General features: G+C 73.6%; 20 protein-coding genes. 5 read left to right on the top strand and 15 right to left on the bottom strand.

The features are described 5' to 3' along the window. The first annotated feature begins 118 nt into the window (after positions 1 to 118). The 5 genes from OM98_RS08885 (at position 119) to OM98_RS08865 (ending at position 5,731) form a co-directional block, all read left to right on the top strand. Positions 119 to 1,606, top strand: coding sequence for a malate:quinone oxidoreductase (locus OM98_RS08885; RefSeq protein WP_010534269.1), 1,488 nt, complete (start codon positions 119 to 121; stop codon positions 1,604 to 1,606). Positions 1,607 to 1,681: 75 nt separating this feature from the next. After that, a complete protein-coding gene (locus OM98_RS08880; RefSeq protein ID WP_010534268.1) occupies positions 1,682 to 2,467 on the top strand; it encodes a (Fe-S)-binding protein in 786 nt (261 codons plus the stop codon). Next, on the top strand, positions 2,464 to 4,035 hold the full coding sequence (locus tag OM98_RS08875) for a lactate utilization protein B (RefSeq protein WP_010534267.1): 1,572 nt from the start codon (positions 2,464 to 2,466) through the stop codon (positions 4,033 to 4,035). The genes OM98_RS08880 and OM98_RS08875 overlap by 4 nt, the downstream gene beginning before the upstream one ends. After that, positions 4,032 to 4,805 (top strand): LutC/YkgG family protein, encoded by a 774-nt coding sequence (locus OM98_RS08870; protein WP_010534266.1) that lies wholly within the window; start codon positions 4,032 to 4,034, stop codon positions 4,803 to 4,805. The genes OM98_RS08875 and OM98_RS08870 overlap by 4 nt, the downstream gene beginning before the upstream one ends. Then, the gene (locus OM98_RS08865; protein ID WP_010534265.1) at positions 4,802 to 5,731 is read left to right on the top strand and encodes an aldose 1-epimerase family protein; all 930 of its coding nucleotides are present in this window, start codon (positions 4,802 to 4,804) and stop codon (positions 5,729 to 5,731) included. Before OM98_RS08870 ends, OM98_RS08865 begins: the two co-directional genes overlap by 4 nt. Positions 5,732 to 5,857: 126 nt before the next feature. Here OM98_RS08865 and OM98_RS08860 read toward each other — a convergent pair whose 3' ends face one another. The 15 genes from OM98_RS08860 to OM98_RS08790 all read right to left on the bottom strand — a co-directional run bounded on the left by OM98_RS08860 (position 5,858) and on the right by OM98_RS08790 (position 20,258). After that, a complete protein-coding gene (locus tag OM98_RS08860) occupies positions 5,858 to 6,190 on the bottom strand; it encodes a histone-like nucleoid-structuring protein Lsr2 (protein ID WP_010534264.1) in 333 nt (110 codons plus the stop codon). Positions 6,191 to 6,301: 111 nt separating this feature from the next. Beyond that, the gene (locus OM98_RS08855) at positions 6,302 to 6,499 is read right to left on the bottom strand and encodes a hypothetical protein (RefSeq protein WP_010534263.1); all 198 of its coding nucleotides are present in this window, start codon (positions 6,497 to 6,499) and stop codon (positions 6,302 to 6,304) included. A gap of 1 nt (position 6,500) precedes the next feature. Then, positions 6,501 to 8,009 (bottom strand): lysine--tRNA ligase, encoded by a 1,509-nt coding sequence (gene lysS / locus OM98_RS08850; protein ID WP_010534262.1) that lies wholly within the window; start codon positions 8,007 to 8,009, stop codon positions 6,501 to 6,503. Positions 8,010 to 8,052: 43 nt separating this feature from the next. Next, positions 8,053 to 8,910, bottom strand: coding sequence for a pantoate--beta-alanine ligase (panC, locus tag OM98_RS08845; protein ID WP_010534261.1), 858 nt, complete (start codon positions 8,908 to 8,910; stop codon positions 8,053 to 8,055). Next, positions 8,907 to 9,857 (bottom strand): Rossmann-like and DUF2520 domain-containing protein, encoded by a 951-nt coding sequence (locus OM98_RS08840; RefSeq protein ID WP_010534260.1) that lies wholly within the window; start codon positions 9,855 to 9,857, stop codon positions 8,907 to 8,909. Before OM98_RS08840 ends, panC begins: the two co-directional genes overlap by 4 nt. Further along, entirely contained in the window at positions 9,854 to 11,503 is a 1,650-nt protein-coding gene (locus OM98_RS08835; protein ID WP_010534259.1) for a PH domain-containing protein, read from the bottom strand. Before OM98_RS08835 ends, OM98_RS08840 begins: the two co-directional genes overlap by 4 nt. Beyond that, entirely contained in the window at positions 11,500 to 12,141 is a 642-nt protein-coding gene (locus OM98_RS08830; RefSeq protein WP_010534258.1) for a PH domain-containing protein, read from the bottom strand. The genes OM98_RS08835 and OM98_RS08830 overlap by 4 nt, the downstream gene beginning before the upstream one ends. A gap of 88 nt (positions 12,142 to 12,229) precedes the next feature. Further along, positions 12,230 to 12,736 (bottom strand): DUF3180 domain-containing protein, encoded by a 507-nt coding sequence (locus OM98_RS08825; RefSeq protein ID WP_010534257.1) that lies wholly within the window; start codon positions 12,734 to 12,736, stop codon positions 12,230 to 12,232. Continuing rightward, a complete protein-coding gene (gene folK / locus OM98_RS08820) occupies positions 12,733 to 13,647 on the bottom strand; it encodes a 2-amino-4-hydroxy-6-hydroxymethyldihydropteridine diphosphokinase (protein ID WP_010534256.1) in 915 nt (304 codons plus the stop codon). The genes OM98_RS08825 and folK overlap by 4 nt, the downstream gene beginning before the upstream one ends. Further along, positions 13,644 to 14,498, bottom strand: coding sequence for a dihydropteroate synthase (gene folP, locus OM98_RS08815; protein ID WP_010534255.1), 855 nt, complete (start codon positions 14,496 to 14,498; stop codon positions 13,644 to 13,646). The genes folK and folP overlap by 4 nt, the downstream gene beginning before the upstream one ends. 4 nt (positions 14,499 to 14,502) lie before the next feature. Continuing rightward, positions 14,503 to 15,066, bottom strand: a complete 564-nt coding sequence (gene folE, locus OM98_RS08810) for a GTP cyclohydrolase I FolE (protein ID WP_010534254.1) — start codon at positions 15,064 to 15,066, stop codon at positions 14,503 to 14,505. Between the two features lie 11 nt (positions 15,067 to 15,077). Beyond that, the gene (gene ftsH / locus OM98_RS08805) at positions 15,078 to 17,177 is read right to left on the bottom strand and encodes an ATP-dependent zinc metalloprotease FtsH (protein ID WP_010534253.1); all 2,100 of its coding nucleotides are present in this window, start codon (positions 17,175 to 17,177) and stop codon (positions 15,078 to 15,080) included. Between the two features lie 2 nt (positions 17,178 to 17,179). Beyond that, a complete protein-coding gene (hpt, locus tag OM98_RS08800; RefSeq protein ID WP_010534252.1) occupies positions 17,180 to 17,734 on the bottom strand; it encodes a hypoxanthine phosphoribosyltransferase in 555 nt (184 codons plus the stop codon). 41 nt (positions 17,735 to 17,775) lie between these two features. Further along, positions 17,776 to 18,858 (bottom strand): tRNA lysidine(34) synthetase TilS, encoded by a 1,083-nt coding sequence (tilS, locus tag OM98_RS08795; protein ID WP_010534251.1) that lies wholly within the window; start codon positions 18,856 to 18,858, stop codon positions 17,776 to 17,778. Continuing rightward, on the bottom strand, positions 18,858 to 20,258 hold the full coding sequence (locus tag OM98_RS08790; RefSeq protein ID WP_010534250.1) for a D-alanyl-D-alanine carboxypeptidase/D-alanyl-D-alanine-endopeptidase: 1,401 nt from the start codon (positions 20,256 to 20,258) through the stop codon (positions 18,858 to 18,860). Before OM98_RS08790 ends, tilS begins: the two co-directional genes overlap by 1 nt. Between the last annotated feature and the right edge of the window lie 51 nt (positions 20,259 to 20,309).

The raw sequence follows: 20,309 nt of genomic DNA, 5'->3' as shown, positions 1-20,309 counted from the left end.
GCTCGGCCCGGAGCGATACCCTGGGAGGCAGAACCGCCCGGCGCCGCGCGAGGACTCGCGAGCATACGCCCGGGCACGCCCCGGGACGGGGCGCACCCATCACCGAGAACGGAGTGTCATGGCGCAGATGCGGCTGGAGGTCACGCGCGCGGACGCGGTGTTGATCGGCGGGGGCGTGGCCAGCGCGACCCTGGCGGCGCTGCTGAGCGAGCTGGAGCCGGACTGGGACATCCAGGTGCTGGAGAAGCTCGACGGCCTGGGCCTGGAGTCCAGCGACGGCTGGAACAACGCCGGCACCGGCCACAGCGCGCTGTGCGAGCTGAATTACACCCCGCAGGACGTGGACGGCTCCGTCAGTCCGGCCAAGGCCATCTCCATCAACGAGCAGTTCCAGGTCAGCCGCCAGTTCTGGGCCCACCTGGTGGAGAACGACCGCATCGGCGACCCCTCCGACTTCATCCGCACCGTGCCCCACATGAGCTTCGTGCACGGCATGGAGAACGTGGACTACCTGCGCCGCCGCCACGAGGCCCTGAGCGCGAACCCGCTGTTCGACCGGATGCGCTTCACCACCTCCCACGCCCAGCTCGCGGAGTGGGCGCCGCTGATCACCGAGGGCCGCCCGGTCACCGAGACCATCGCCGCCACCCACTCCCCCGACGGCACCGACGTCGACTTCGGCGCGCTGACCGGCCTGCTGTTCGACTACGCGCAGCGGGTCGGCACCACCGTCTCCACCGGCTCGGAGGTCGTGGACCTGCGCCGCATGGGCACGGACTGGGGCGTGATGTCCCGGGACGCCACCGGCGCCACCCGCGTGATCCGGGCCCCCTTCGTCTTCGTGGGAGCGGGCGGCAACGCGCTGCCGCTGCTGCAGAAGTCCGGCATCGAGGAGATCCGCGGCTTCGGCGGCTTCCCCATCTCCGGCCAGTGGCTGCGCTGCACCGACCCCGAGATCATCGACCGCCACCAGGCCAAGGTCTACGGCAAGGCCGCAGTCGGCGCCCCGCCGATGAGCGTGCCACACCTGGACACCCGCGTGGTCCGCGGGCAGAGGTCCCTCATGTTCGGCCCCTACGCCGGCTGGTCCCCGAAGTTCCTCAAGACCGGCTCCTACACGGACCTCTTCGCCTCCATCAAGCCCGACAACCTCACCCAGATGCTGGCCGTGGCCCCGCCGAACCTGGACCTCATGACCTACCTGGTCGGCCAGCTCGCCGCCACCGAGGCGCAGCGCTTCGAGGCGCTGCTGGAGTTCATGCCCTCGGCCCGCCCCGAGGACTGGGAGCAGGTCACCGCCGGACAGCGCGTGCAGGTGATCGCCCCCGACAAGGACAAGCACGGCGTGCTGCAGTTCGGCACCCAGCTGATCTCCGCGGCCGACGGCTCCATCGGCGGCATGCTCGGCGCCTCCCCCGGCGCCTCCATCTCCACCGAGATCCTGCTGAAGCTGCTGGAGCGGATGTTCCCCGAGCGCCGCGAGTCCTGGGCCCCGACCATCCGCCAGATGGTGCCGAGCTGGGGCACGGCGCTCGCCGACGACCCGGCCGCCGCGCACGAGTCCCTGGCCCGCACCGCCACGGCGCTCGGCCTGGACCACGACTGACCACCCGCGGCGGGGCGCGCCCCGTCGCCCCTCCGGCCGGCGCACCCCGCCGACCCCGGACCCGGAAGGGACCCCATGCGTATCTCGCTGATGACCACCTGCCTGGTGGACGTGATGGCGCCGGACGTCGCCCGCTCCACCGTGCGGCTGCTCGAGCGCCTCGGCCACGAGGTCGTCTTCGACAAACGCCAGACCTGCTGCGGCCAGATGCACACCAACACCGGCTACTACACGGAGGCGGCGCCCGTGGTGCGCTCCTTCGTGGACACCTACGAGCCGACCCTCGACGAGGTCGACGCGATCGTGATGCCCTCGGGCTCCTGCGCCGGCTGCGTGCGCGACCAGCACCGCCTGGTGGCCCGCCACGAGGGCGACACCGAGCTGGAGGAGCGGGCCGAGGCGGTCGCCGCGAAGACCTACGAGCTCTCCGAGCTGCTGGTGGACGTGCTGAAGGTGACCGACGTGGGCGCCTACTTCCCGCACACCGTCACCTACCACCCCACCTGCCATTCGATGCGGGTGCTGAAGGTGGGGCCGCGCCCCCTCAAGCTGCTGCGCGCGGTCGAGGGCATCACCGTGGTGAACCTGCCCGAGTCCGACACCTGCTGCGGCTTCGGCGGCACCTTCTCGGTGAAGAACGACGCCACCTCCGACGCGATGGTCACCGACAAGGCCTCCAACGTCGTCGCCAGCGGCGCGGACTTCGTGGTCGCCGGCGACGCTTCCTGCCTGATGAACATCGGCGGGAAGCTGCATCGCACCGGCGCGCAGCCGAAGCCTGTGCACCTGGCGCAGATCCTCGCCTCCACCCAGGAGGAGCCCTTCATCCCGGCCGACACCATCCTCGGGAGGGCCTCATGAGCACCGTCGACCTCGGCATCCCCACCGTCCGCCCCCAGCATGCCTCCCCCTCCTCGCACCTGCGCGGGTCCCGCGGCTTCCCCGCGGCCGCCCGGGACGAGCTCGGCAATGAGACCCAGCGCGGCAACCTCCACCACGCCACCTCCTCCATCCAGGCCAAGCGCGCCGGGGTGGTGCGCGAGGTGCGGGACTGGCAGAAGCTACGCAACGCCGGCAGCGCCGTGAAGTGGCAGGTCACCGACCACCTGCCGGAGATGCTGGAGCAGCTCGAGGCCTCCGTGACCGCCGCCGGTGGCGTGGTGCACTGGGCCCGCGACGCCGAGGAGGCCGGGGAGATCGTCACGGCGCTGGGCATCGAGCGCGGCGCCGAGGAGATCCTCAAGGTCAAGTCGATGGCCACCCAGGAGATCGCGCTGAACGAGACCCTGGCGCACGCCGGGATCCGCGCCATCGAGTCGGACCTCGCCGAGCTGATCGTTCAGCTCGCCGACGACACCCCCTCGCACATCCTGGTGCCGGCGATCCACCGCAACCGGGCCGAGATCCGCGAGATCTTCCTGGCCGCGATGCCGGATCTGGACGCCTCGATCACCGACGACCCGGCGGAGCTGGCCGGGGCCGCCCGCCGCTTCCTGCGCGAGAAGTTCCTGGACATGCCCGGCTCGATGGCGGTCTCCGGGGCGAACTTCGCGGTCGCCGAGACCGGCACGATGGTCGTCGTCGAGTCCGAGGGCAACGGCCGGATGTGCCTGACCCTGCCGAAGACCCTGGTCTCGGTGGTGGGCATCGAGAAGATCGTGCCCACCTTCGAGGACCTCGAGGTGTTCCTGCAGCTGCTGCCGCGCTCCTCCACCGGCGAGCGTATGAATCCCTACACCACCCTGTTCACCGGGGTGCACGAGGGCGACGGCCCCGAGGAGTTCCACCTGGTGCTGCTGGACAACGGCCGCAGCGCGGTGCTGGAGGACCCGGACGGCCGCAGCGCCCTGCACTGCATCCGCTGCTCGGCCTGCCTGAACGTGTGCCCCGTGTACGCCCGCGCCGGCGGCCACGCCTACGGCTCCACCTACCCGGGGCCGATCGGGGCGATCCTCTCCCCGCAGATGACCGGCACCTCCGGCACCGACGACCCGAACTCGACGCTGCCCTACGCCTCGAGCCTCTGCGGCGCCTGCTACGACGTGTGCCCGGTGAAGATCAACATCCCGGAGATCCTGGTGCACCTGCGCGCCCAGGACGTCGACCGTCGCCGCGGGGAGCGCGGGGAGTTCCACGGGCAGTGGGACATCGCGATGAAGGGCGCCAGCACCCTGATGTCCTCCCCCAAGGCCTACGACCTGGCGGTGCGCTCCGCCGGGCCGCTGTCCAAGGTGCTGCCCGGGAAGAACATCGGCAAGGTGCCGGGCATGCTGCCGCTGGTGCCGGGCTGGACCGACCACCGCGACCTGCCCAAGCCCCAGCAGTCCTTCCGCTCCTGGTGGGAGCAGCGCGAGCAGCCCGCTCCCCCGGAGCCGGAGCCCGGTGCCGGGGCGGACGGCTCGGCCGAGGACGAGGAGGGGCGGCGATGAGCGCCCGCGCCGAGCAGCAGCGCCCCACCCGCACCCCCGGGATGAGCGCCAGGGAGGAGATCCTGGCGCGGGTGCGCACCGCCCTGCAGGCGCCGCGCCGCGACGAGGTCACCACCGCGGCCGACGTGCCCCGCGCCTACCAGCGGGCCGACGACCGGCAGGAGACCTCCACCGACCCCGCGAAGGTGCGCGACGTGCTCACCCAGCGCATCGAGGACTATCGCGCCACGGTGCACCGCACCATTCCCTCCTCCCTCGCGGCCACGGTCGCCGAGGTGCTGGCCGCATCCGGCTCCGTGATCGTGCCGCCGGGGCTGCCCGAGGCCTGGCGCGAGCAGGTCGCCGCCGAGATCACGGTCGACGACGGCTCGGCCAGCCCGCGCGAGCTGGACGGCATCGACGCAGTGCTCACCGGCTGCCACACCGCCATCGCGATCACCGGCACCCTGGTGCTGCGCGGCGACGATCTCTCCGGCCGCCGCGCGATCACCCTGGTGCCGGACCTGCACGTGGTGGTGGTCGAGGCCGAGCAGGTGGTCCTCGGCGTCCCCAAGGGCATCGAGCGGATGAACGAGGACCCCACCGCCGCCTGGACCATGATCTCCGGTCCGAGCGCCACCAGCGACATCGAGCTGGAGCGCGTGGAGGGGGTGCACGGCCCGCGGCAGCTGCACGTGGTCCTCGTGGACCCCGAGCCGGAGCCCGAGCCCGAGGACAGCACCGCCGAGGCATCGACCGGACAGGCCACCACCCCCCAGGAGCAGGCATGAGCACCCCGACCCCCGCGCCCCGCGACCGCGGCGAGCTGATCACCCTCGCCGCCGGGGGCTACCGCGCGGAGGTCTCCACCCTCGGCGCGATCCTGGAGTCCCTCACCCTCGGCGGCCGCGACCTGCTGGTGCGCAACCCGCCGAGCGGGCCGATGCGGTTCTACCGCGGCGCGATCGTCGCCCCCTGGCCCAACCGCATCGGCGACGGCTGCTACACCTGGGACGGCCAGGAGCTGCAGACGCCGATCACCGAGGTCGAGCGCGGAAACGCCCTGCACGGCCTGGTCTCGTTCCAGGCCTTCGCGGTCACCGCCCGGGAGGAGGCCGCGGTGGAGCTGGTCACCGAGCTGTTCCCCACCCCCGGCTACCCCTTCCACCTGCTGCTGCGGGTCCGTCACGCGCTCGACGCGGAGGCCGGGCTGCGCACCACGGTCACGGCCGAGAACGTCGGCCGGGACGACGCCCCCTACGGCGTCTGCCCCCACCCGTACCTGGTGGCCGGGCCGGAGCCGCTGGACACCTGGAGCCTGCAGGTGCGCCTGGGCAGCGTGCTCACGGTGACCGAGGACCGGCTGCTGCCCACCGGCACCGCGCCGATCGCTCCCGGGGACCCTTTCGACTTCGCCGCGCCGCGGGTGATCGGGGACCTCTTCATCGACCACGCCTTCACCGACCTCGGGGACGGCGACGGGGTCACCGTCACCGTCACCGCGCCCGGCGGCACCGGGGTGGAGCTCACGGCCGGGCCGGACCTGCCGTGGCTGCAGATCCACACCGGGGACCGCCCGGAGCCGGAGGACGACCGGCTGGGCCTCGCGGTCGAGCCGATGTCCTGCCCGCCGGACGCCTTCCGCAGCGGCACCGACGTGATCCGCCTGGAGCCCGGCACCGCTCACGAGACCTCCTGGGCGATCCGCGGCCTCTGAGCCCACCCCGCCACGGACGCCATTGCGCCCGGTCCGCCGCACATCCGCGGACGCCGCGCAGACACCGAGGGCCGGGTCCACCATCGCTGGTGGACCCGGCCCTCGGGGTTCTGCGGGAGGGTCGGCTCAGGAGCCGTTGGCCTCCTCGTAGGCCTTGCGGATGTTCCCGGCGACGCGGCCGCGGTCCGACACGTCGTAGCCGTTCTCGCGGGCCCACTCGCGGATGCGCGCGGATTCGTTGCTGCCGCGCGAGGAGGAGCCGGCGGACTTGGTGCTGCGGCGACCGCCGACGCGGCGGGCCTTCGCGGTCCAGGCGCCGATCTCCTCGCGGAGGGTCTCGGCGTTCTTCTCGGACAGGTCGATCTCGTAGCTCACGCCGTCGAGGGAGAAGGTGACGGTCTGGTCCGCCTTCTCGCCGTCGATGTCGTCCACGAGCTCCACGTAGGTCTTTCGGGCCATGAGTGACTCCTCGGTATTGATGGGGTTTGGGCGCCGGATTACGACGTTCAATCCCCAGCAGTATGCCGATCTCCACCTGGGAAATCAATCCGAGAATGGTAAAGAGTGATTTTACCCGTCGGTTTTCGGGGGCGTGGGGGAGGAATCTCCCTCGGGATGCCGGGCGCGATAATCGGCCTCGGCCTGCTTATCGGCCTCGCGCTCCCGGCGGTCCGCACGCAGAATCGCGCGGATCACGAACCAGAACAGCAGCCCCACCCCGATGGAGGGGACCAGGGCACCGGCCTCGAACCAGAATCCGCTGTCCATCTCAGGCCTCGGGCTTCACCAGCGGGAAGAGGATGGTCTCGCGGATGCCGAGGCCGGTGATCGCCATCAGCAGCCGGTCGATGCCCATGCCCATGCCGCCGGTGGGCGGCAGGGCGTACTCCATGGCCTCGAGGAAGTCCTCGTCCAGGCGCATCGCCTCGTCGTCCCCGGCCGCGGCCAGGGCTGCCTGCTGGGCGAAGCGCTCGCGCTGGATGACGGGGTCGACCAGCTCCGAGTATCCGGTGCCGAGCTCGAAGCCGCGGACGTACAGGTCCCACTTCTCGACCACGCCGGGCGTCTCGCGGTGGGCGCGCACCAGCGGGCTGGTCTCCACCGGGAAATCCCGCACGAAGGTCGGGGCGTACAGGTGATCGCCCACCCGGTGCTCGAAGAGCTCCTCGACCAGCTTTCCGTGGCCGAACTTCGGGTGGTCGAGGTCCAGCTCCAGGGAGCGGGCGATCTCGCGCAGGCGGTCCGGCGTGGTCTCGGGGGTGATCTCCTCGCCGAGGGAATCGGAGAGGGATCCGTAGACGGTGATCGCGTCCCAGGATCCGGAGAGGTCGTATTCGGTGCCGTCGGCGAGGGTGACCACCTGGGAGCCGGTGGCGGTCTCGGCGGCGTTCTGGACCATCCGCCGGGTGAGATCGGCGATGGAATCATAATCACCGTAGGCCTGGTAGGCCTCGAGCATCGCGAACTCCGGGGAATGCGTGGAATCCGCGCCTTCGTTGCGGAAATTCCGGTTGATCTCGAAGACGCGCTCCATCCCGCCCACGGCGGCCCGCTTGAGGAACAGCTCCGGGGCGATCCGCAGGAACAGCTCCATGTCGAAGGCGTTCATGTGGGTCCGGAAGGGCCGGGCGGCGGCGCCGGAGGGGATCGTCTGCAGCATCGGGGTCTCGACCTCGACGAAGTCCTCGCCCTCGAGGGTGGCGCGCAGGGAGCGCATCACGGCGGCGCGCTGGCGCACGGTGTCCCGGGCCTGCTGGCGCACGATGAGGTCCACGGAGCGCTGACGCACCCGGGACTCCTCGGAGAGCTCGGCGTGCAGCACCGGCAGCGGGCGCACGGCCTTGGCGGCCATCTGCCAGGAGTCCGCGAAGACGCTCAGCTCGCCGCGGCGGGAGGCGCCCACGCGGCCGTGGAAGAAGACGTGGTCGCCGAGGTCCACATCGGCCTTGAGGGCGGCCAGACGCTCCTCGCCGACGGCGGCGAGGGAGACCATGACCTGCAGGCGCCGGCCCTCGCCGTCCTGGATGGTGGCGAAGCAGAGCTTGCCGGTGTTGCGCTGGAAGACCACGCGGCCGGCCACGCCGACCTCGTCCTCGGTCTCGACCCCGGCCTCGAGGTGGCCGTACTGCTCCCGCACCGCGGCGATGGTGGTGGTGACGGGCACGGAGACCGGGTAGGCCTCCTCCCCGCGCGCCAGCAGCCGCTCCCGCTTGGACTTGCGCACCGCGACCTGGTCGGAAGTGTCCAACGGCTCGGCAGAGGTGGGGTTCTGGCTCATGGCCTCGATTGTTCCACGAGCCCCGCGGGGTGTCCCAGCCGAGTCAGGCTGCTGTCACGGACACCACGGCGGCGTCCAGCAGCCGGGTGCCCTCCACATACCCGGCGAGCACCACGAGGGTCTCGCCGCGGTGCTCGGGGCCGACGGGGGCGAGGGTCACCGGGTCGACGGCGAGCGCGTAGTCCCAGGCGACCGCCGAGTCCTGTCGGGCCGTCTCCAGCGCCGCCTGCACGGCGCCCAGCGAGGGGGCGGCGAGCTCGGCGGCGGCGATGGCGCGGGACAGCGCCAGGGCCTGCGCGCGGCCGTCAGTGCTGAGGTAGGCATTCCGGCTGGAGCGGGCCAGGCCGGTCCCTTCCCGCTGGATGGGCACGGCCTCGATCCGCACGGGCAGGTTCAGGTCGGCCACCAGGCGGCGCAGGATCGCGAGCTGCTGGGCATCCTTCTGGCCGAAGACGGCCACGTCGGGGGCCGTGATCTGCAGCAGTTTGGTGACCACGGTGACGACGCCGTCGAAGTGGCCGGGGCGGGCGGCGCCCTCGAGCACCCGGCCGGCCGCTCCGGCGCTGACGCTCACGGTGGGCGGCAGCACCGGGTACATCTCCTCCGTCGAGGGGGCGAGCACGAGATCGACCTGCCCGTCGACGGCGGCGAGGTCGGCCTCGAGGTCCCGCGGGTAGGCCGTGAAGTCCTCGCCGGGGCCGAACTGCAGGGGGTTCACGAAGTCGGTGAGGATCACGTGGTCGGCGACCTCACGGGCCCGGGCCACCAGGGCCAGGTGCCCGGCGTGGAGCGCGCCCATGGTCATCACCACGGCGACGGTGCCGGGCAGGGCGGCGCGGCGGGTGCGCAGCTCCTCGATCGTGGTGACCAGGACGGTGTCTCGAACGGGGGCGGCGGTCATGCGGTGGGCTCCTGCGGGTGGGGCGGGTTCGGCGGGGAGGTCGGGGCGGGATCCGTCGCGGGAGGCGTCGTCTCCAGCAGCGCACGGATGCGGGCGTGGGTGTGGGGGTCCAGGCCCGCGCGTTCGAGGGCGGCGCGGGCGAGGGCCCGGTAGGTGGCGCCGGTGTCGTGCTCGTGCTCGAGCACGGCGGTGTCGTCGGCCTCGTCGAGGGCCGCGAGGTGGGCGGCGACGGTGCCGGCGTCCCCGCGCACGACGGGCCCGGTGAGGGCGGTGGCGCCATGGCGCAGGGCATTGTCCAGGGCCGCCTCCAGCAGGGGGCGCAGGGTGGCGCCGGGGTCCTGGACGCCGATCCGGGCGAGTGCCTCGCGGGCCTGGTGGACGAGCACCACCAGGTGGTTGGCGCCGTGGGCGAGGGCCGCATGGTAGAGCTCGCGGTCCCCCTCGGGCAGCACGAAGGCGTCGCCGCCGAGCTCGACGGCGAGGGCCGCGGCCACGGGCAGGAAGGCCTCGGCGGCGGTGATCGCCATCGGGCAGCCCTGCAGGCGGGGCAGGTCCTCGGCGGTACCGGTGAAGGTCATGGCGGGGTGCAGGGCGAGGGTGGCGCAGCCGGCGGCGGCGAGCGGCGCGAGCACCTCGGTGCCGTAGCGGCCGGAGGTGTGCACGACGAGCTGCCCGCCCGGCACGAGGCCGGTGGCGGCGATCCCGGCGGCGAGGTCGGCGAGCTGGTCGTCGGGCACGGCCAGCAGCAGCAGCTCGCTGCGCTCGACGAGGGTGGGGACGTCGAGCAGCGGCGCCCCGGGCAGCAGGTCCGCGGCCCGCTCCCGGGAGGCCTCGGAGACGGCGTAGGCGCCGGTGACGGCGTGGCCTTCGGCGCGCAGGGCGGCGCCGAGCACGGCGCCCACGCGGCCGGCGCCGATGACGCCGATGCCGAGGCGGGGGGCGCTCATCGGATCTGCTCCGGGGTGCCGGTGCCGGCGAGCACCGGGGTGGGCCAGGAGGCGCGCTCGGTGTAGCGGCGCCGGCGGGCGGCGTCGCGGGCGAGTACGGCCTGCAGGGCGCAGGCGCCGGGGCGGGCGAGGCCTCCGAGGGTGACGGTGTGCCCGCCGACGGCGACGTGGAGGTCCAGCAGGCCCAGGCGCTTGTTCAGCGGCCCGTCGGCCAGGCGGAGCTCCTGGATGCGGTCACGCGGGATGATCTGGACGCGCTTGGCGAGGATGCCGCTGCGGTGCAGCACGGCGCCGGGCAGCGTCACGGTCACCTCGGTGCGGCGGGCGATCCACTGCACGGGCGAGGGCGGGTGGTAGCCCTCGATCTCGCGGGCCGGTCGGGTGAGGAACCGTTCCAGCAGGGCGAGGTCGTCCTCGCTGCCCAGCGGAGGGGCGAGGTGGCCGAGGGTGCGGGCGACCTCCTCGCGCGTGCCGACGGGCAGCACGCTCTCGGCGCCGCCCTCGGTGTCCTCGATGCCGGCGACGGTGACCTGGACGGCGGTCCAGCCGGGGCCGCGCCACAGCAGGGGCCGGCGCAGGTCCAGGCGCTGGATACGGCCGGAGGCGATGTTGTCGCTGCGGGTGTTGGCCAGGCCCCGGCGCATCCGGAGCCCGGAGTCGGTGAGGCGGGAGACGAAGCCCCAGCCGGCCTCGACGCGGCCGAACACGAAGCGGGGCAGGGCGATCAGGGCCGGCAGCAGACCGACCAGGAGGGCCGGGGAGAAGCCGTCGGCGATCGCCCCGGCGATGATCGCGGCGCCCACGCCGAGCACGGTGACCGCGGCGCCGATGAGGAACTCGGGGTCGCGGAGCAGGGAGCGGACCAGGCGCTCGGTGGGGATCTCGGCGATCAGCTCGCCCTCGGTGACGCCGTCGTGGAGGATCTCACGCAGGGTGTCGCGGCGGGTGGGGGCGGGCTCGGCGTCGCCGCGGGTGGGGGCGGCCTCTGCGTCGCGGCCGGGGGCGGACCGACCATCGGTGCCGCATCCCTCCCTCACCGTCGCGTCCTCGGCGGTCGCGCGGTCCTCGCCGGGGACCGTCGCGGTGCTCGTCCCGCCGTCGCGGGCCGAGGCGCCCCCGCCGGCGGCGACCTGCAGGATGCCGCGGCGCAGCCGCTCGGCCTCCTCGGAGCGCACATAGGCGATGTCCAGGTGGGACTCGGAGCCGCCGGCCACCTCGATCCGCACCTTCGCCAGGCCCAGCAGCCGCGCCAGCAGGGGCCGCTCCACGGAGACCGATTCGATGCGGGCGCGGGGGGCGAACTGGCGGGTGCGGGAGATGAGCCCGGAGTGCTTGGCCACGCCGTCCCCGGTGAGGGCGAAGGTGGTGGCCCGCCAGGACAGGAAGGAGATCGCGATGGTGCCGAGCACCACCACGGCGAGCACGCCGAGGCCGATCAGCGCGCGGCTGAGGGTGAAGTTCTCCACCAGCGCCGCGATGTTCTGCACGGTGAGCACGGCGAGGATGCCCGCGATGACCTTCCAGCCGGAGATCAGCGGCGTGATCGGATGGGTGCGGCGGTGCTCCGGCGCCTGCTCGGGGGCGTCGCCGGAGTCCGAGGGCCGGGCGGCGTCGGGGGGCTCGACGGGGGCGGGCTGCTCGCTCAAAGGGCCGCCATCAGCTCGACGCCGCGCTCGGTGAGCATCACCCGCAGCCGTTCGGCCTCGTCCCGCGGCAGGCCCGGCAGGGTGACGTCCGCGCCGTCGGAGGCGGTGGTGACGGTCAGCTGGGCGAGCCCGAAACGGCGGTCGACCGGTCCCTCGTCGATGGTCACCGACTGCACGCGGCCGTAGGGCACGGTCTCCACGGAGCGGAACATGACGCCCGAGGCGACGACGAGCTCCTCGGGACCCTCCAGGTAGCCGATCGCGCGGACCCGGCGCGGGGTGAGGGCGAGGCCCTGGCCGGCGAGGATCGCGGGCAGCAGGGCGGTCAGCCCGAGCCACCACCAGCCGGTGAGCACCGCGGCGACGATCGCCCCGGCCACGGCGAGCAGGGCGATGAGGTAGCCGGGGATCCCGGCGAGGTAGCGGGCGCGGATCAGCAGCGGGGAGACGGCGCGAAGCCCCTCGACGTGCAGGCGGCGGCCGTCGGCGCGCACGAGCACCGGCGGGGCCTCCTCCGGGGCCGTCGCGGGGGGCACCGCCGTGCCCGGCTTCGTCCCGTCCCCGGGCGCGGGAGTCGGCGACACGGCGTCCGCGGGGGCGGGGGTCGCGGGCGAGGAGGGATCGGGCGGGAGGGTCATGGGGTCCATCGTGTCACCTCGGCGGTGCCTCACCCTCCGTCCGAGGGCGTGATCCGCGGCGCCGACACCCCTCGATGGTCGGGGCCGGTCAGGAGCCCGTCGCGGCCTCCTCGGCGGCCTCGCCGTCCTGCGGCGGCAGGGTCCCCCAGCGCTCCACGATCACCCCGAGCACGCCCAGCACGGTGCCGGCCAGGGCGGCGGAGCCGGTGGGGAGCACGGCGGTGAGCACGTCGCCGGTGCCGGAGAGCAGCAGGTACAGCGCCTGCCCGGCGAAGAGTCCGCCCATCACGGCGCCGGTGTAGGCGCAGGCGTGGGCCAGCAGCACCGTGCGGAAGGCGGTGGGCAGGTCGAGCTGGTGGCGGCGCGGCGCGGCGGTGGGGTGCTCGGCGCGCTCCTCGCTCTCGCGCATGTACCGCCGCAGCGGCAGCGCGTTGACCAGCAGCACCGCGATCAGCACCACCTCGACCAGGGTGGTGAGCCAGCCGGTGACGGGCAGGGAGTGCCCGCGGGTGGCGAGGGTCTCCATCACCTGCGCCCCGAAGCCGGCGCCGGCGGCCCAGATCAGCACCAGCAGGACGATGTTCAGCGGCTTCACGGCTGGTCGAACCCCTCGATCACCGGGCCGGGGCGGATCTCGGCGCGGTCCGCGGCCTGCTCCAGGAGGGCGGCGAGCGCGCCGTGGCCGGGCAGCTCCGCCTCCGGGCGGGCACGGTGCCAGGGGTCCAGCACGAAGGCCCGCTGGTGGGCGCGGGGGTGGGGCAGGGTCAGCACCGGGTCGGCGCTGCGGTGCTCCCCGTAGGTGATCACGTCGACGTCCAGGGTGCGCGGGCCCCAGCGCACGGTGCGCACCCGGCGGGCCTCGCGCTCCAGGCGGGCACAGACGGCCAGCAGCTGGGCGGGGGCGAGCACGGTGCGCACTCCCGCCACGGCGTTGAGGAAGGCGCCCTGCCCCGCGGGGCCGCCGACGGGCGCGGTCTCCACCACCGGGGAGGTCCAGGCGACCTCGACGCCGGGCGCGGCGGCGAGGGAGGCCAGGGCGGCGGCGAGCTGCGTCTCCCGCTCCCCCAGGTTGGTGCCGAGCGCGAGCACGGCCTCGCCGGGCGGGGCATCGCGGGTGATGGTCACCGCGACGTCGTCCACGGGCAGTCCGACGGGGGCGGCGGGCTTGTGCACGGTGACCTCCACCCGGCGCAGCAGCGGCGCCCCGCACTCGGCGAGGGTGCGCTCGGCGATGCGGGCGGCGAGGGTCTCGATCAGCAGGTGGGGGCCGGCGGTGATCTCGGCGGCGGCCACGGCGGCCACTTCCGCGTAGTTCACGGTGGCGCCCAGCTCGTCGCCGCGTCCGGCGGCGGAGGTGTCCAGGCGCAGCACCACGTCCACGGTGAACGCCTGGCCGAGCTCCTGCTCGGCGGCCAGCACCCCGTGGCGGCCCCAGCCGCGGATGCCGGTGACGGCGATCCGGTCCAGCCCCGCCAGGGGGTCGTGCGTGCTCGGGTCGATGCTCATCGGCGGCTCCTGCGCAGTCGGTCCCCCACCCGCACGGCGGCCAGGGTCGGGGCCACCTCGTGCACGCGCACCGCCCACGCGCCGTGCTCGGCGGCGTAGGCGCTGACGGCGGCGGTGGCGTGGTCGCGGTCCACCCCGAGGGCGCCGAGGAACCGCTTGCGGGAGGCGCCGATCAGCACCGGCAGGCGGTGGGAGGTGATCGATGCCCAGTCGGCCAGCAGCTCCCAGTTCTGCTCCCCGGTCTTGGAGAAGCCCAGGCCGGGATCGGCCACCAGGAAGTCCTCGTCCACCCCGGCGGCGCGCAGGGCGTCCAGCCGCTCGGCGAGCTCGGCGGCGCTGTCGAGGGCGACGTCCGCGTAGTCGGTGAGCTCGTTCATCACGTCGCTGTGGCCGCGCCAGTGCATCGCCACGAACACCGGCGGGGTGCCCAGGCGGGTGCGCAGGTGCGCGGCGAGGGAGCCCATGTCGGTGTCGGCGCGGCCCGCGGAGACGTCGTTGACGATCAGGGCGCCCGCGGCGACGCTGGCCTCGGCGATCTCGGTGCGCATGGTGTCCACGCTGATCACGGCGCCCTCGGCGGCCAGGGCCCGCACCACGGGCAGCACCCGGCCGCGCTCCTCCTCGGCGTCCACGCGGGGCGCGCCGGGGCGGGTGGACTCCCCGCCGATGTCCAGCAGGTCGGCCCCGGCGGCCAGCAGCTCCCGGCCGTGGGCGATCGCCCGCTCGGGCTCGAGGTACAGGCCGCCGTCGGAGAACGAATCGGGGGTCACGTTCAGCACCCCCATCACGAGGGTGTCCTCCCGGTCCAGGTGCTCGGGCAGGCCGCGGGGGCGGCGGCGCGGGCCGGTCACGGGCTCAGCCCCGCAGGATGAGGCTCATCGCCTCGGACCGGGTGGCGCTCTCGCGCAGTTGCCCGCGCACGGCGCTGGTCACGGTGCGGGAGCCGTCCGCCCGCACCCCGCGCATCGACATGCACATGTGCTCGGCCTCCAGCACCACGATGGCGCCGGCGGCGCCGATCTCCTCCATCAGCGCGTCGGCGACCTGGGAGGTGATGCGCTCCTGCACCTGAGGGCGGCGCGCGTAGACGTGCACCAGGCGGGCGAGCTTGCTCAGGCCCGCCACCCGCCCCTCGCCGGGGATGTAGCCGACGTGGGCGCGACCCACGAACGGCAGCAGGTGGTGCTCGCACATGGAGTGGAAGCCGATGTCGCGCACCAGCACCAGCTCCTGGTGGTCGATCTCGAAGGTGGTCGCCAGCGGCTCGTGCGCGTCCTGGTCCATACCCTGGAACACCTCGGCGTACATGCGGGCCACCCGGTCGGGGGTGTCCCGCAGGCCGTCGCGGTCGGGGTCCTCCCCCACCGCCAGCAGCAGCTCTCGCACCGCCGCGGCGGCGCGGGGACGGTCCACCGTCATGGCCGCCGGCCTCAGGCGTCCGTGCCCAGCGGGCCGGACTGGCCGGGGGCGCCGGGGATGTCGGGGCCGTCGCCGCCGGGCTGCGGCAGGCTCGGGTCGCCCGGCTGCAGCGGCTCGCCGGCGTCGGAGGCCTCCGCACCGGTGGCGGTGGTGGTGGCGCCGACGCTGGGGGCGGCCAGGGCGGGACGCTCGTGGCTGGACAGCCAGACCTCGCGCACGGGCAGCTTGGTGACGTCCGCGAAGATCGCCGCCAGCTCCTGCTCGTTGAGGGTCTCCTTCTCCAGCAGCTCCGCGACCAGCCGGTCCAGCACGTGACGGTTCTGCTCGATGACGCGCCAGGCCTCGTCCAGGGCGGTGTCCAACAGCCGGCGCACCTCCTGGTCGATCTGGGAGGCCGTCTCGGCGGAGAAGCGTGGCCCCTGGCCCTGCTGCATGCCGACGAAGACCTCGTCCTGATCGCCGGAGAGGGCCACCTGTCCCACGGCGTCGCTCATGCCGAGCTGCATCACCATGGTGCGGGCGATCTTGGTGGCGTTCTGCAGGTCGGAGCTGGGGCCGGTGGTGACATCGTGGAAGATCGACTCCTCCACGGCGTAGCCGCCCATGGCGTAGGCCAGGCGGTCCAGCAGCTCGTTGCGGGACTGGTAGTTGCGGTCCTGGGTGGGCACCACCATCGTGTAGCCGCCCGCGCGGCCGCGCGGCAGGATCGTCACCTTGGTGACCGGGGCGGAGTTGTTCAGCGCCGCCGCCACCAGGGCGTGGCCGCCCTCGTGGTACGCGGTCATCTGCCGCTCCCGCTCGGTCATCACCTTGGAGTAGCGCTGCGGGCCCATCGAGACGCGGTCGATGGCCTCGTCCAGCGCCCGGTTGTCGATGATCTGGTTGCCGGAGCGGGCGGTCAGCAGCGCCGCCTCGTTCAGCACGTTGGAGAGGTCCGCGCCGGACATGCCGATGGTGCGCTTGGCGACGGCCTCGAGGTCGACGTCGTGCGCGAGGGGCTTGCCCTGGGCGTGCACCTTCAGGATGTGCAGACGGCCCTTGAGGTCGGGCGCCTCCACCGCGATCTGGCGGTCGAAGCGGCCGGGTCGCAGCAGCGCCGGGTCCAGGATGTCCACGCGGTTGGTGGCGGCGATGAGGATGACGTTCTGGTTCTCGTCGAACCCGTCCATCTCCACCAGCATCTGGTTCAGGGTCTGCTCGCGCTCGTCGTGGCCGCCACCCATGCCGGCGCCGCGGTGGCGGCCGACGGCGTCGATCTCGTCGATGAAGATGATCGCCGGCGAGTTCTCCTTGGCGGTGGAGAACAGGTCGCGTACGCGGCTCGCGCCGACGCCCACGAACATCTCCACGAAGTCCGAGCCGGAGATCGAGTAGAAGGGCACGTTCGCCTCGCCGGCGACGGCGCGGGCCAGCAGGGTCTTGCCGGTGCCGGGAGGGCCGTACAGCAGCACGCCCTTGGGGATCTTCGCGCCCACGGCCTGGTACCGGCCCGGGTCCACGAGGAACTGCTTGATCTCGTCGAGCTCCTCGACGGCCTCCTCGGCGCCGGCGACGTCGGCGAAGGTGACCTTCGGGGACTCCTTGTTGAACAGCTTGGCCTTGGACTTGCCGAACTGCATGGCGCGGCCGCCGCCCTGGGCGTTCATGATCAGGAACCAGAACAGGCCGATGAACAGCAGCAGCGGCAGGAAGGTGACCAGCAGGCTGGACCACCAGGAGCTGGTGGCGATCTCGTCGGTGTAGCCGTCGGCCGGGTCGGCGGCCTCGACGGCGGCGACCACGGCCTCGCCGCGGGCGTCGACGTAGGAGAACTGCACCTGGGTGCCCTTGTTCTCGTCGCCGTCCACGAAGTCCTCGGACAGCACGAGGTCCACGCGCTGCTGGTTGCCGTCGATGATCTTGGCCTGCTCGACGGTGCCGCCCTCGAGCAGCTCGAGGCCCTGCTCGGTGTCGACCTCCTGGAAGCCGTCACGACCGAAGAGGGAGAACAGGGCCATGCCCAGCAGCAGCGCCACCAGGATCCAGATCGCCACGGAGGCGAGGGGGCGGCGGCGCCGGCCCCCCTTGCGGGGGTTCTTGGCGGTCTGGTTGTTCGAGGAGTCCTCGGGCATGCTCAGCCTCCGTAGACCGAGGGCTTCAGCACGCCCACGTAGGGAAGATTGCGGTAGCGCTCGGCGTAGTCCAGTCCGTAGCCGATGACGAACTCGTTGGGGATGTCGAAGCCGACGTAGCGCACGTCGATCTCGACCCGGGCGGCGTCGGGCTTGCGCAGCAGGGTGCACACCTCGACGCTCTTGGGCCCGCGGGAGCGCAGGTTGGACAGGAGCCACTTCAGGGTGAGACCGGAGTCGATGATGTCCTCGACGATCAGCACGTGGCGGTCCGAGATGTCGGCGCCGAGGTCCTTGAGGATCCGCACCACGCCGGAGGACTTGGTGCCGGAGCCGTAGGAGGAGACGGCCATCCAGTCCATCTCGGTGGCGAGGTCGATCTCGCGGGAGAGGTCGGCCATCACCATCACGGCGCCCTTGAGGACGCCGACCAGGATGGGGGGCTCGTCCGCGTAGTCCGCGGCGATCTGCTGACCGAGCTCGTGGAGCTTGTCGGCGATCTGCTGGGCGTCGAGCAGCACGTGATCGACGTCCGGGTGAAGGTGCGTCTCGGGCACGCGGTTCTCCTGGGTGAGGTTCGGGGAGCTCTCGTCGCTGCTCAGGGATCGGGACGGCGCCAGACCAGCAGGCCGTCGCGACGAGCGACCTCGATCCTACCCGGAAGGGGCACCGCTGCCTGACCGTGCCATGTGAGCACCAGGGCGTCCGCGGCGAGCACGTGGCGGCGCAGCAGGGACTTGTCGGAGGGGCGGCCCCCGGCCTGCTCGGCGAGGCGGGAGGCGTCGCGCAGCACGCGGGTGCGCAGCGCCGTCGGGGCGGCGGCGAGGGCGTGCACGTCCAGCAGCAGCAGGTCGCCCTCCTCGCGCAGCTCACCGCCGTCGCGGCGCAGGTCGGCCAGCAGCTCCCCGGCCTCACCGTCCAGGTGCTCGGCGTCGGGGCGCAGCAGGTCCGCGGTGCGGGCGAGGTTCTCGTCGATCTGGGTGCCGAGCACCTCGCGCAGCAGCGGCAGGGCCCGGTGGCGGACCCGGGCGCGCAGGTGGGCGGGGTCCGTGTTCATCGGGTCCTCCCACCACTCCAGCTCGTGCAGGCGGCAGATCTCCTCGGTGTCCTCGCGGCGCAGGGCGGTGGCCTCGTCGCGGCCGCTGCCGAGGAAGGGGCGCAGCAGCGGGCCGCGGCGGCGCGGGATGCCGGCCAGGGCGCGGGGGCCGGCGCCGCGGGCCAGGCCCATCAGCACCTGCTCGGCCTGGTCGTCCAGGGTGTGGGCGAGCAGCAGCGCGAGACCGCCCTCCTCGGCCAGGCAGGTCTCCAGGGCACGGTGGCGGGCCTCGCGGGCGGCGTTCTCCACCCCGCCGGGCGCGGCGGCGTCCACGGCGACGGTGAGCACGCGGGCCTCGACGCCGAGCCACTCGGCCTGGCTGCGGGCGCGCTCGGCGACCTCCGCGGAGCCTTCCTGCAGGCCGTGGTCGACGATGGCGGCGCGGGTGGTCAGGCCCATCCGGGATCCGACCCAGGCGGTGGTGGCCAGCAGCGCGAGGGAATCCGCGCCCCCGCTGAGTCCCACCAGCAGGTGCGGGGACAGCTGCCCGGCGGCGGTGTCGTCGGCGAGCTCCTCGAGGCGGTCGGTCAGGGCGCGGCGCACCGCGGTGCGGGCGCGGGCCACCACCGGGGGCGGTCCGGCCATCAGGAGCCGCTCACCAGCTCGGCGGCGACCTCGTCGACGGCGGCGCGGGCGTCGGCGGCCTCGGAGCCCTCGAAGCCGTGCACGATGATCGAGTAGCCGACGGTGCGGCCATCGGGCAGGGTCGTGATCCCGGCCAGGGTGGCGGCGCCGCCGAGGTAGCCGGTCTTGCCGCGCACCAGGCCCGCCGCCTGCGAGGTGTCCTCCGCGTCGAAGCGGTCCGCGAGGGTGCCGGAGAGCGCGGCGATGGGCACGTCGTAGAGGATCTGCTCGAGCTCGGCGACGTCGCCGGAGGCGACCTCGCCGAGCACGGAGGCGAGCACCGTGGGCGGCACCCGGTTGTCCCGGGAGAGGCCGGAGCCGTCGGCGATCTCGAAGGCCTCGAGGTCCTCCTCGGGCACGCCCAGCTCGGCGGCGAGCTCGCGGATCTCCGCCTCCACGGCCGCGGCCGCGGCCTCGGGGGTGGTGTCCTCGCCCCGGGCCTGCGCCACCAGGTGGGCGAGCAGCTCGGCGGTGGTGTTGTCGGAGATCAGCAGCGTGTGGCGGACGATCTCTCCGAGCGGGGCGGAGGTGACCTCCGCGGCGGCCGCTCCCGTCGGCGCCTCGGCGGAGGCGACGTCACCCTCGACGGTGAGGCCCTGCTCCTCCAGCAGCTCCCGGAAGCGCTCGGCGACGTCCCCGACCGGGTCGGCGGACTTCGCGCCGTACTGCTCCCCGTCCAGCCAGCCCTCCTCGAGGGCCATCGCGGCGGTCGGCGTCACCCAGCCGCCGTCGATGCCGTTGTCGCCCCAGGCGGGGTTCTCCCCGCCGGTGAGGGCGGTGGTGTCCACGGCCAGGGCGACGGTGTCGGTGTCCTGCTCGGCGGCCAGCGTCGCGGCGTCCTCGGCGAGGGAGGTCAGCTTGTCCTCGGTGAGGGTCATGTCGCCCTCGCCGACCAGGGTGATGGTGCCGTCGCTGACGACGGCGGAGGTGGTCAGCACCTCGTCGGCATCCCGCACGCGCAGCACGGCGGCGGCTGTCAGCAGCTTGAGGGTGGAGGCGGGGATGCGGGCGGTCTCCGCGTCGCGGGCGGCGATCTGCTCGCCGCTGTCGGCGTCGACCACGCTGTAGGCGAGGTTCCCCTCCACCACGGGCAGGCCGGCGTGGGCGTCCATGCGGGTCGCGACGTCGGCGGCGGCCTCCTCGTCGACCTCGGGGGCGACGTGCCCCTGCGGGGCGGGGGTGGTCACCCGCTCCCAGTCCTCCGCCTCGGCGGCGGGCCCGGCGCCGGGTTCGGACTGCTCGCTGCGCACGGTGAGCACGCCCGGGAAGGCGTCGGCGAGGTCCCCGAGCAGGTAGAAGCTCGCCGGCACCGCGATGCACAGGGCGATCGCCGTGTTCCGCCAGATGCGCTCAGGGACCATGCCCTCACGATAGAGTGTCCGGCGTCCCAGGAAGTGCCCCACGGGGGGCCG

This window comes from Brachybacterium squillarum M-6-3, assembly GCF_000225825.1.
In the GTDB taxonomy this organism is placed as follows: domain Bacteria; phylum Actinomycetota; class Actinomycetes; order Actinomycetales; family Dermabacteraceae; genus Brachybacterium; species Brachybacterium squillarum.
This window is presented reverse-complemented; position numbering and strand designations above follow the sequence as displayed.